The sequence below is a fragment of the Acinetobacter sp. yr461 genome (assembly GCF_900110445.1).
GTDB classification, from domain to species: Bacteria; Pseudomonadota; Gammaproteobacteria; order Pseudomonadales; family Moraxellaceae; genus Acinetobacter; species Acinetobacter calcoaceticus.
This window is the reverse complement of record NZ_FODU01000007.1, coordinates 158115-169594: the sequence shown is the minus strand read 5'-3', so window position 1 is coordinate 169594 and position 11480 is coordinate 158115. Positions and strand designations below refer to the sequence as shown.

The 11480-nt window shown below is 39.1% G+C and carries 12 protein-coding genes; 5 read left to right on the top strand and 7 right to left on the bottom strand.

All coding sequences use genetic code 11. From position 1 onward, the window contains the following. Together BMW38_RS12450 and BMW38_RS12445 are read left to right on the top strand one after the other, a co-directional pair. Window positions 1–629, top strand: a 629-nt coding sequence (locus BMW38_RS12450) for a hypothetical protein (protein WP_092708524.1), incomplete at its 5' end; no start/stop codon positions are given. Between the two features lie 133 nt (window positions 630–762). Next, on the top strand, window positions 763–1245 hold the full coding sequence (locus BMW38_RS12445; protein WP_092708542.1) for a hypothetical protein: 483 nt from the start codon (window positions 763–765) through the stop codon (window positions 1243–1245). A 95-nt stretch (window positions 1246–1340) separates the two neighbouring features. Here BMW38_RS12445 and BMW38_RS12440 read toward each other — a convergent pair whose 3' ends face one another. After that, on the bottom strand, window positions 1341–2684 hold the full coding sequence (locus BMW38_RS12440; RefSeq protein ID WP_092708521.1) for a PGAP1-like alpha/beta domain-containing protein: 1344 nt from the start codon (window positions 2682–2684) through the stop codon (window positions 1341–1343). A 210-nt stretch (window positions 2685–2894) separates the two neighbouring features. Here BMW38_RS12440 and BMW38_RS12435 point away from each other — a divergent pair, with 210 nt between their 5' ends. Together BMW38_RS12435 and parE are read left to right on the top strand one after the other, a co-directional pair. After that, a complete protein-coding gene (locus BMW38_RS12435) occupies window positions 2895–3476 on the top strand; it encodes a YqiA/YcfP family alpha/beta fold hydrolase (RefSeq protein WP_080028002.1) in 582 nt (193 codons plus the stop codon). Window positions 3477–3490: 14 nt separating this feature from the next. After that, entirely contained in the window at window positions 3491–5374 is a 1884-nt protein-coding gene (gene parE, locus BMW38_RS12430) for a DNA topoisomerase IV subunit B (RefSeq protein ID WP_005037976.1), read from the top strand. Between the two features lie 119 nt (window positions 5375–5493). Here the strand turns inward: parE and BMW38_RS12425 are convergent, their stop codons facing one another. After that, window positions 5494–5997 (bottom strand): ureidoglycolate lyase, encoded by a 504-nt coding sequence (locus tag BMW38_RS12425; RefSeq protein ID WP_213031156.1) that lies wholly within the window; start codon window positions 5995–5997, stop codon window positions 5494–5496. Further along, window positions 5994–7004: an allantoicase gene (gene alc / locus BMW38_RS12420; RefSeq protein ID WP_092708514.1), complete on the bottom strand. Its 1011-nt coding sequence runs from the start codon at window positions 7002–7004 to the stop codon at window positions 5994–5996. The genes BMW38_RS12425 and alc overlap by 4 nt, the downstream gene beginning before the upstream one ends. 199 nt (window positions 7005–7203) lie before the next feature. Between alc and hpxO the strand changes: the two genes are divergently transcribed. Beyond that, complete coding sequence (gene hpxO, locus BMW38_RS12415) at window positions 7204–8361, top strand: FAD-dependent urate hydroxylase HpxO (protein ID WP_092708511.1); 1158 nt, start codon at window positions 7204–7206, stop codon at window positions 8359–8361. 52 nt (window positions 8362–8413) lie between these two features. Here the strand turns inward: hpxO and BMW38_RS12410 are convergent, their stop codons facing one another. The 4 genes from BMW38_RS12410 to uraD form a co-directional block, all read right to left on the bottom strand. Further along, on the bottom strand, window positions 8414–9139 hold the full coding sequence (locus BMW38_RS12410; protein ID WP_092708508.1) for an outer membrane protein OmpK: 726 nt from the start codon (window positions 9137–9139) through the stop codon (window positions 8414–8416). 121 nt (window positions 9140–9260) lie between these two features. Beyond that, entirely contained in the window at window positions 9261–10628 is a 1368-nt protein-coding gene (locus tag BMW38_RS12405) for a nucleobase:cation symporter-2 family protein (protein WP_092708505.1), read from the bottom strand. A 24-nt stretch (window positions 10629–10652) separates the two neighbouring features. Further along, window positions 10653–10976, bottom strand: a complete 324-nt coding sequence (uraH, locus tag BMW38_RS12400) for a hydroxyisourate hydrolase (RefSeq protein ID WP_092708502.1) — start codon at window positions 10974–10976, stop codon at window positions 10653–10655. After that, window positions 10973–11476, bottom strand: coding sequence for a 2-oxo-4-hydroxy-4-carboxy-5-ureidoimidazoline decarboxylase (uraD, locus tag BMW38_RS12395; protein WP_092708499.1), 504 nt, complete (start codon window positions 11474–11476; stop codon window positions 10973–10975). Before uraD ends, uraH begins: the two co-directional genes overlap by 4 nt. Between the last annotated feature and the right edge of the window lie 4 nt (window positions 11477–11480).

The window sequence follows — 11480 nt, the reverse complement described above, 5'->3', positions numbered from 1 at the left end:
ATACAGCTAATACAGCTAATACAGCTAATACAGCTAATACAGCTAATACAGCTAATACAGCTAATACAGCTAATACAGCTAATACAGCTAATACAATTTATTATTCATATAAAAAATGCACTTTAAAAAATATTTGTAATGAATTTAATTATACAAAAAATCAAAACAGCTATGCATTGTTTGCTTATAAGCCTCCTGTAGATGAATTTTATATAAAAATAAAAGATAATAAATATTATGTTATATATAAAAATATCTTTTCAGAAGGTGTTGAAATGGGGTGGGCACAAATGAAAATAGTTACAAATAATGAAAATAATCTAGTTATGGAAACTAATAAAATATTTCAAACTTTAGGAAACTATAACTCTATAGGCAGTGGTGATAACTCTGATTATGTTCCATCGAAAAACTATAGAAAAGATATGTATATAATTAATGACTTCTATGATGGCTACTCTTTCAAACAATATCAAAAATTAACTTTCATAAAGAAAAATAAGCAGCTTTTACTTGATTGTAAAAGTTATATGAAAGATTTGGATCCGAAGAATAATTATTCAGGCATGTTCTATAGCGTTTGTTCTGATAAGGAAAAAATTTCTTTTAAAGAAATTCCAGAGTTATAACCTAGGTTGTTTTTTTACTATATTAATTCTTTAACTTTATGCCAAGAGTGGTAAGTTTTTTACTTTTATAAATTAGAGAGACTAAGTACTTAATATGAGAATAATATTTAGTATTATATTTGGCTGTATGAGTATGTATAGTCATTGTGCTGAAAGTTTAGTTAGGGAAAACTATTTAGACTTTAACTCAATAAATTTAAAAGATAGATCTTATATTATTGGTAATAAATACTCTGATGTTAATTTTTCATTAAAAGATATAGCAAAAGATCAAATAGGAAACTGTACAACTTTTTCAGATTTTAATAATAGTATTTCATATACTCTTAATAATCAGAAATTGGTTGAAGTATTAGTTGGAAGTGAAAATAAAAGTATATACACATCAAAAAATATACGAAATGGGATGGGTGTTGAAAATATATACAAAAACTATAAAGTTTATAACATTAAAAAAATGAAAAGTGATGGGGCAGGAGATTCACAAGATGATTATACTTACATAGTGACTGATAATTTACAGAAAAATAATAGTTTAATTTTTGATGTTGTACATGGGAAAATACAAGGAATACACTTAGGGAAAAAAGGATTTGATTTATCTGATTGTGAGTAATATTGCTTATACCTGATTTTATGTGTTGATAAGATCAGGTACAAATTAGTGTTAGATTATTTTAAATAGTTTTTATATTCATAAATTGTGCTTTTTTACGTCTCTACAATTCCTTCTAAATCTTCAAGCGTATAGTTCGGCATATCAATAATATGGGTTTGAATACCTTCTTGCACATAATCATTAACATTAGGATATAGCCAGCGAGTAATCTGTTCTGCGACACTCGAGTGATACTGAATTTCAAAGTGATTTAAACCATAAAACACGGCTTTATGTGAGTCTGGAACTTTGAGCTGAAAACGTGGATTAGGATGTTCACCCAGCGCGCTTTTCACACTTACCAAGTAATCCCCAATCACAGTAAGCGCTTTATTGCGTACTTTTTCAAATTCGAGTGTTCCTGCCACTAAAAAAGTATTGATATGGGAAGGCAAAGGAGCAGGAGCACGATTATCATCCATCATACCAATTCGGGCATCCATATATTCCCAGTCATCATCACGAACACTACCGTGGCGTAAGTCTAAAATGCCATTACTACGAATATTAACCAGTTGACCGAGTAAACCCACAAAAGGGAACGCGCCAAGTTTATCTTGTATGGTAAAACCAAAGCGCTCCAAGACAGCGCCATGATGTGGGGAACCAATACACACCAGGTTCTCGACCATATGAATCCATTGGTACATATTTTGTTTACCGTAGAACAATGCGCTACGAGAAACCAATCCCCCCATACTATGACCAATCACATCAATGCTGGTAATTCTTGGATTATTTTTTACGAGATCTTCTAATAAATTTGAGAAGCTGCGACCATTGGCTGAAATACGTCGCCCTGTATTGTAATTTAAATACAGCATGGTGTTATGGTCACGCTGGGCTAACAGACGTTCCCCAATACCGCCGTAATGGGCGTTTGACCAAGTCAGATGATTCATACACAAACCGTGAACCATAATTACAATACGGCCTGCAAGCTCACCTTGCTGTATAGCTCCGTAGTGATCGTATAACACTATTGGTAGGGCGAGAGGACTATGTTGTTTAAGTAGGTAATCCCCAAAAACACCATTCAAAATTCCCACCAAAAAATGTAGGCTTGGGGTGAGTGGTTTTTCGTGAAGTGTTGGATATTTTTCAATAATGCGACGCAAACCGGGTGCTAAAAAATAACGACCATATTTTTGTAAAGCGCCATAAGAAAATTGATATGCCTTTTGCACAAATGGTCGTTTTTGAAAGTTTTTAGCGTTTTGTGTGCTAATACCAAAAGCATTTTTTAAGACTTCAATATTAATAACTTGTATTAATTCATGTACACCATTTAAGCTGGTACTGAACAGTTGAGCTAAACCTTCTAGTACGTCTGCCTGACTAGGTGGCGTACGATCCCATTTACAATAAGTTTCATGTAGTGGTGTTAAGCTCGGCATATCTTTTCCCCATATACGTTATAACCGACGTTTTAAGCTGTACTTTTTATCAACGGCAGTAAACGTTTCCATCTTAGTAGTTTAAATAACACATTTTTTTAAAATACTGATGAATGGTTAGTTGAGTGGTTTTTCTTGTCTAACAATTGTGCTTTTCTATACAAACTGAGAACAAAATTGTGAAATTAGTCTCAATTTAGAGGGAAATATATGAATATTATCTACCTCCATGGTTTTAATAGTAGCTCTCTTTCGATTAAAGGATTGAGCTTAAGGCAGTATTGTAGCGAATTAGGGATTAATGTGCATTTGCCAAACCTCAATAGATCTCCAGATCAGGTGGTTGAGCAAGTTTCAGAGCTTATTGAAAGTTTGGACAATGTTGCACTTGTAGGTAGCAGTTTAGGTGGTTTTTTTGCGACATACTTTGTCGCGAAATATAATATTCCGGCTGTACTGATTAATCCGGCTATGCAACCATGGAAGTTGTTTGATGAGTTGTTTCAAGTTGAAAGCATGCCCTATGTGGTGAATGATCAATGGTCGATTGACCATGTTCAGCTACGCCAGTTGCAGCAACTGGAACTGAAACAGCCTGAAAATGCCGACAAAATACTCGTCTTGTTGCAACAAGGCGATGAAATTTTGGATTATCGTCAAGCACAACGCTATTATAGTGCTGCAACGCCATCCTCATTGATTTTGACGGATGCTCATGGCAATCATGCTATGGAAGATTTTGAAGAAAAATTACCGTTAGTGATCGAATTCTTTGCGCACACCATCAAATAAGGAAAACGTACAACGTGACACAATATACGGCTCAATCGCTTGAAGTCCTTTCCGGTTTAGACCCTGTTCGTCGTCGTCCAGGGATGTATACCGATACGACTCGACCTAACCATTTAGCTCAGGAAGTTATTGATAATGCTGTTGATGAAGCATTAGCGGGTCATGCCGACAAAATATGTGTCACGGTTTATAAAGATGGTTCATTGTCGGTTGAAGATAATGGCCGTGGTATGCCAGTCGATATTCACCCTGAATATGGCCAAAGTGGTATCGAAATCATTCTGACCAAATTACATGCTGGCGGTAAATTCAGTACCGATAACTACCAGTTTTCTGGTGGTTTACATGGTGTGGGAATTTCAGTTGTAAACGCTTTATCAACACGTGTTGAGGTCGAAGTACAACGTCAGGGCAACCTTTACCAAATGGCATTTGAGCAAGGGGAGCCTGTTGCACCTTTAGCTGTGCTAGAGGGTAAGGCACCAAAACGAGCGACAGGTACAACGGTACATTTTTGGCCTGAAACTAAATATTTTGATAGTCCGAAATTTGCTTTAAAAGCCCTTAAACATAATTTAAAAGCCAAAGCTGTTTTAGCCGCAGGCTTAAAAATTATTTATATTGATCAAATTAACGATGAAAAGATTGAATGGCAATTTGAAAATGGCCTCGTCGATTATTTGATGGATGAATTGCAAGATCGTGAAATCTTGCCAAATCCGGCTTTTGTAAGTAGTGGACAAGCCGATCGTGCGGCATGTGAATTTGCAATTTGTTGGAATGTAGAAGGCGGCGAGCAGGTTCAAGAAAGTTATGTGAACCTGATTCCAACTGCACAAGGCGGAACTCATGTGAACGGTTTACGTTCAGGGGTAACAGAAGCATTACGTGAGTTCTGTGAGCTGCGTAACTTATTGCCACGTAATCTCAAACTATCCGCAGAAGATGTATGGGATGGTGTGAACTATATTTTGTCACTCAAGTTCCAAGAACCACAGTTTTCAGGTCAAACTAAAGAGCGTCTTTCTAGTCGAGAGGCATCTAATATTGTTTTAAATATTGCCAAAGATGCTTTTTCACTTTGGCTAAACCAACATGCTGAAATTGCCATGCAATTGGCAGAAATGGCGATTTCGAAAGCGGGTCGTCGTTTAAAAGCAGCTAAAAAAGTTGAGCGTAAAAAGATTGTTTCTGGTCCTGCTTTACCGGGTAAATTGGCTGACTGTGTGGGACAAACTCGTGAAGACAGTGAGTTATTTATTGTCGAGGGTGACTCGGCAGGTGGTAGTGCCAAGCAAGCACGCGATAAAAACTTTCAGGCCATCATGCCAATTCGTGGAAAGATCTTAAATACTTGGGAAGTTTCTTCAGATGAGGTTTTGGCTTCTCAAGAAGTTCACGATATTGCGATCGCAATTGGGGTAGACCCAGGTAGCGATGATTTATCCGAGCTACGTTATGGCAAAGTTTGTATTTTGGCCGATGCGGACTCCGATGGTTTACATATTGCCACTTTGTTATGTGCGCTATTCGTTAAACACTTTCCGACACTGGTTGAAGAAGGCCATTTGTATGTGGCGATGCCACCATTGTTCCGTATCGACATTGGTAAAGATGTCTTCTACGCCTTAGATGATGATGAGCTCGAAGTCATCTTGAAAAATGTGAAAGGCAATCGTAATCCGCAAATTACCCGATTCAAAGGATTGGGTGAGATGAATGCGATTCAGCTACGTGAAACGACTATGGATCCAAATACTCGTCGTTTAGTGCAGCTCGACCTAGATGATGCTCATTTTACAGCAGGTTTACTCGACAAATTACTTGCCAAAAAACGTTCAGCAGATCGTAAGCAGTGGCTTGAGCAGAAAGGTAACTTAGCCGATATCACCGTTTAAAATAGAATTAAAAAAATCCCCGCTTAATAGGCGGGGTTTTTATGTAAACCTAGATTATTGGAAATCACCACAACGATTGCTGCCATTAAACTAAAATAGACAGATCTGTATATTTTAGTTTAGACCGTAATTTTTATAGCGTGTGGAAATTGAAAAACATCGCAATTCGCTCCGCCTCCAATTCGATCTACGACTGCAAAATCACTCGGTGCTTCAAAGGTAAGCAAAGGATGATGCCATGTACCTGCCCGATAATTTATGCTTTGCTTTCTATTTGAAACAAATGCACATAACTTTGAAATATCGGGAGTATTCTCATCCAAAGAAGGTGCCACAATAATTAAAAACTTTTGCTGTTGTAAGGGAATAAATGCCTGAGAGCCTTTCGGATGACGCTCTAGCATTGAAATTTCTAAAGGTAAAACGCTGGCCTTAATATTACGAAAAATACTAATTCCTGCCTTTGCTTCCCCTTCAATTTCTGTTTCAACGAGCGCATGGTAGCGCTCGGTGTGTGTATCATTAATATGGAAAAAGTCATGCCCGTCACAACAAATGACTTCTCCAAAGGGTTGAAAGCTCTCAATCGTTAAGGGCTGAATCTGCACATTCTTCATAATCATGACTTGGCAATTTTCCCCCATAAACGGACACGGCTAATGCCACCATCTGGAATCATGTTAATACGAATATGAGAGATTTTTTCATGTTGTAAAATCTCATTCACATATTCATGAATATGATCCATTTGCATAGGTTGAGCTTCAAGTAAATAAGCCCAGAACATACTCTGTGGAATCAATTGTGCATCGGTTGCATTCTCAAGGTAAACCGCCTGAATGGATACTTGGGCAGGGAAATTCCCTTTAAAGTGAGCTGTATCAATTTCAAGCTTATCAATTTTCCCACCTTTACCAAGAGCAAGAATACACCAGTCATAACCCGGTGCTCGGCGGCGTTTGGTTTCCCATCCATCACCCATGTTGACGCCACGGCCGGGATTAATCAAATTGCGCGGATGTCCAAAATGGGCATCGCTATAGGCAACTACGCGACCACCATTTTCGAGTGCTAATAAATCGAGAGTTTGCTCGCTATCAGTCACCTGAATATGAACATCGCCATAGACACGTAAACGAGCAATACCACCATCTGGGAAAATATTGAGGCGTATATGAGTGAAAAGTGCATCATTATTGACCATAAAAATATGATGCTGGCTTGGGCCGAGTTCAGTATTTCCTAAAACACTTTCCCATTTTGCCCCTGTTAGGTCCCCATTTGGTGCATAACAAGCTTCTAATGATGCAGAAGCGGGATAATTTCCTGTAAAAAAGCTGGTATCGATATCAAGCGCACTGATTTTTCCACTTACACCAAGCTTCACAATACACCAGTCATAACCTGCATGACGCTTACGGCGCGTTTCCCAACCGTCCATCCATTTGCCGTTGTCATCAAATTTATCTTCAACAAAAACAGGTGCTTCAAATTGCAGCATACGCTTTGCTTCTGCAAAGAAATCATCTGAACACTCAATGACTTGTGCACCAATTCGGGTATCTGCCAAATTGGTTTTCATATTCAAAATTTCAGGAAGTTCAAAAGCTGGAGCGTGCAATGTTGCCATAATGGAGTATCCGTATTTCTTGTTAAAAACATGATTTTTCATTTAAAACTGCCCTAACACTGAGCGTGCTAAGACGAGTTTTATACTTAAATATATAAGCATGGTGCATGCCAGTTTTGTGGAAAAGCTAAATAAATTTTGAACGATGGCATGTTTTTAGCATAAGCACCCTATAGGTGAATATCTATAGGAGAGTGTTATGAATGTGGTGATTATTGGTGCGGGAATGGGAGGTCTAACCACAGGCATTGCATTAAAAAAATTTGGTCACCAAGTTCGCATTTTTGAGCAAACAGAAAAGATTCTTCCTGTTGGTGCTGCAATTTCGCTGTGGTCGAATGGTGTGAAATGTTTAAACTATCTGGGATTAACCGAGAAAATCGCCCAACTTGGCGGACAAATGGACGATTTGGCTTATGTAGATGGTTTAACTGGAGATGTGATGACACAATTCAGTTTATTGCCATTAATTGAAGAAGTCGGTCAACGGCCTTATCCAGTTGCACGCGCTGATTTACAAAACATGCTGATGGATGAGTTTGGTCGAGATCAAATTTATTTAGGCAAAAAAATGGTGCGCCTTGAAGATAAGGCTGATTATGTTGAAGTGCATTTTGCTGATGGTAGCTCTACACAAGCCGATTTAGTAATTGGGGCAGATGGCACTCACTCAATTACACGGGCCTATGTGTTGGGCCAGCAAGTACAGCGCCGTTATGCGGGTTATGTGAACTGGAATGGTCTGGTTGAAATATCTGAAGATTTAGCTCCAGCTCAGCAATGGACCACCTATGTTGGGGAAGGTAAGCGTGCTTCTCTGATGCCGGTTGCGGATGGCAAATTCTATTTCTTTTTAGATGTGCCTTTACCAGCAGGTTTAGAAAATAATCGAGATGAATATAAAAAACTTTTAAAACAATATTTTGCTGATTGGTGTTTACCAGTACAGCAGCTCATTGAACGTTTAGACCCGCAAAAGACCAATCGGGTAGAAATACATGATATTGAGCCGTTCACCCAGTTTTATAAAGGTCGCGTGGTGATTTTAGGTGATGCTGCACACAGCACTACACCTGATATCGGACAAGGTGGCTGCCAAGCCATGGAAGATGCGATTTATTTAGCCCGTTCTCTGCAAATAAACACTTTGGGGCTAGAGGACGCTTTGCGTCGCTATCAAAACAAGCGCAACGAACGTGCAAATGAGATGGTACTTCGTGCGCGCAAACGCTGCGATGTGACCCATATGAAAGATAAAACGGTTACACAGGCATGGTATGCAGAATTACGCCGTGAACAAGGTGGACATATTATGCAGGGTATTATTAGTAATATTGTGGGTAATCCACTCGATTAAAACAAAAACAGCAAGGAATTCTCCTTGCTGTTTTGTCTTCTAAATCATGGTTTTAGAAGTGGTATTTAACCAATGCACTGACATTATTTTCGTCTCGGCCTTGCAGACCAAATTTGTTATTCCACACTGAGTGCTCAATACCTAAGTATAGACGTGTATCAGGAGAAATGTGTTTACCTACATTCCATTTCCATTGAGTTGTCCAGTTCAACTCGCTGGCATGGTCGCCTTCAGCAGTTGACCAGTCAAGGAAACCGTCTACCAAGAAATCTTCAGAGCCTAATTTTAATGGAATACCATAAACAAATGTCATTTGGTAATCGTCATCAATTTTTTCATTATTCGCACGGTAGAAGTTTAAATTCGCATATTGGAAATATGGGATATTTAAGTCGACAGCAAAACCATAAAGGAAATTATCGAAGTTGTTGCCGTCTTCACTATTGCCTTCCCAAGTGGTACTAATTAACACATCTTTGATTGGGCCATACGCCAGTTTTTTACCTGATATTTCACCTAAGCTTAAACGTGGTGATAACTCGAAGTAAGTACTCTTGTGGTCATTTTCACCACGCATACGGTCCATAAAGAAAAATACATCAGCGTATTTAACTTTCGCTGCATATTCCAAAGTAAGGGTTGTTTCTTTCTCATCTACAACTTCATAGTTTTCACCATAAAGTCCAGTCACGCTAAAATCTTGCCAGATTGGTTTTGCCTGAACCATGGCAGTTGCAGATAACAAGGCACAAGTCGCCGCAAGTTGCTTTAATTGCATTTAAATGATCTCCCCCCAAATAAAGCACGCTAAGGATACAGTGTCTTAAGCAAAAATGAAGCCAAATTTGATCAACGGTTAAAAAAAGGCCCACCGAAGTGGGGCGCTAAAAACTAAATCTTTAATGTGTATTTCTGGTATTTATTGTTTGGCTTAAATGAGGGGTACGCGAGCTGCGAAATGTAGGTAAATGATTAAATAACAAATTCAACAAGATAGCAAAGATACAAGTTGAACTAATGCCCGAATGGAACAAAGTTTGTACCCAAACTGGGAAATGAGCATAAAACTCATGGTTAATAATTGGAATCATACCTGCCGATAAAGCGGTCGCGACAATAATTAAATTTTTCTGATCGTTATAATCTATTTTTGCCAAAGTGCGAATTCCACTGGCTGCAACCGATCCAAATAAGACCAAACCTGCACCACCAAGTACGGGCATTGGAATCGCTGCAATCAAACGACCCATAATAGGGAGTAGACCCAAAATAATCAGAATGACACCGCCTGCTGCCACCACAAAACGGCTTTTTATACCTGTAATCGCAACTAGCCCAACATTTTGGGCAAAAGCGCTTTGCATAAACGAACCAAAGATAGGCGCAAAAGCACTTGAAAACATATCCGCACGGACACCATTGGCGATACGTTTAGCATCTACTTCAGTTCCTACAATGTCTCCCACAGCAATAATATCGGCTGTGGTTTCCGTTATAATGACTAAAGTCACAATCAACATCGACAAGATTGCGCTGAGCTCGAATGTTGGCAAACCAAATGCAAATAAATGTGGAAATTGCAGCCATGCGCCTGAGCTCACCTGACTAAAATCACCAAAACCCATGAAGTAGGCGAGGGCAGTACCAGCAACAATGGCTAATAAAATCGATAAGCGACGAATGCTGGCTTGCGGCAGCATATTTAAAACAATCACAATGCCTAAGGTCAGTAAGGCCAAAGAGATATTTTCTACACTTCCCCAGTCGGGTGCGTTATTGTTACCACCCATCATCCAGCGAACTGCGACGGGTAACAGAGATAAACCAATAATTGTGATGACGCATCCCGTTACAACAGGCGGGAAAAAACGAATAATTTTAGAAAAATAAGGCGCAAGGCATAGTCCAATCAGAGATGCGGCAATGACTGCGCCATATACAGCAGGTAAGCCACCACCTGTGGTGATAATTGCGACCATGGTTGCAACACCTGCAAAAGACACGCCCTGAACTAAAGGTAATTTTGCACCTAGATATTTGGTCCCAATTGTTTGAATCAGTGTTGCCAATCCACCTACAAATAGGGCAGCTGCAATTAACATTCCGACTTGTGCCGAGCTTAATCCAGCTGCCGTTCCAATAATCAAGGGCGGAGCTACAATGCCACCATACATGGTAAGCACGTGCTGTAAGCCGTAAGCAAAACTTTTGGAAATTCCTAAATATTCATGCTCTGGAGAAATCGCATTCTTTTGCCGATGATTCATATTTTTCTCCTCGTTATATTTGAGTTAGCTACCGCGATAAGTGGAGTAAGCAAACGGGCTAATCAGTAAGGGAATGTGGTAATGCTGATTAATGTCTTCTATAAAAAATTGAATGCAAACACGCGGGAAAAAAGTTTTGACTTTTAGTGATGAAAAATAAGGGGCGATTTCGAACTCAAGTTGATAAGCACCCTCTGCAAACTCTTTTATTCCAAAATCACTCACTCGACCGTCTGGGTTCGTGGTTGCGGTCGCAATCAGCTCATGGGTTGCTGCATGAAACAACTTCACTTCTACGTGTGCAGCTGGTTTGCCTAAATTCGTATCTAAAATATGAGTGCTGATCATGCTTGTATTTCCTGAGATAGACGTAATAGAGCAATCGCTGCGAGTTGCTCATGTACAATTATTTTTTCGATAGCTAAGTCATGTTGTAAACGTTCATGTAGCTTTTTTAAAATCTCTTCGCTACTGAGGCCTGCCGCTTTAATTAAAAAAATAAAGCCAAACTTTTGTTCATAATCGAGATTGCCTTGTAGCAGAGCTTGCTGCGTTTTCTCATCTAGAGAAATGCCGGCTTGTTCTTGATTTGAAAAATGTTGCTCTTTTGCATTGAGCTGATTCTTTGCCTGCCGTTCACCAATTTTTGGGTGAGTTGCTAATGCTGCTTCTATCTCTTGCCATGACCACATTTGACTTAAATTTTCTGCATATTCCAAAAGAGATGCTTTTGTTGAATAGGGGCGTTCTGAGATGATTTTTTCGGCCCATGTTGGAATGTGGACACAGTTTTTTAACAAAGTCTTGAGTTGTTCGGGTGGGGCTTGATTAAACTCGGCTAAAAACACTGTT

Coding starts and splice junctions, on each gene's coding strand:
- BMW38_RS12445 (WP_092708542.1), top strand. CDS start 763: ATGTATAGTCATTGTGCTGAAAGTTTAGTTAGGGAAAACTATTTAGAC.
- BMW38_RS12440 (WP_092708521.1), bottom strand. CDS start 2,684: ATGCCGAGCTTAACACCACTACATGAAACTTATTGTAAATGGGATCGT.
- BMW38_RS12435 (WP_080028002.1), top strand. CDS start 2,895: ATGAATATTATCTACCTCCATGGTTTTAATAGTAGCTCTCTTTCGATT.
- BMW38_RS12425 (WP_213031156.1), bottom strand. CDS start 5,997: ATGATTATGAAGAATGTGCAGATTCAGCCCTTAACGATTGAGAGCTTT.
- alc (WP_092708514.1), bottom strand. CDS start 7,004: ATGGCAACATTGCACGCTCCAGCTTTTGAACTTCCTGAAATTTTGAAT.
- hpxO (WP_092708511.1), top strand. CDS start 7,204: ATGAATGTGGTGATTATTGGTGCGGGAATGGGAGGTCTAACCACAGGC.
- BMW38_RS12410 (WP_092708508.1), bottom strand. CDS start 9,139: ATGCAATTAAAGCAACTTGCGGCGACTTGTGCCTTGTTATCTGCAACT.
- BMW38_RS12405 (WP_092708505.1), bottom strand. CDS start 10,628: ATGAATCATCGGCAAAAGAATGCGATTTCTCCAGAGCATGAATATTTA.
- uraH (WP_092708502.1), bottom strand. CDS start 10,976: ATGATCAGCACTCATATTTTAGATACGAATTTAGGCAAACCAGCTGCA.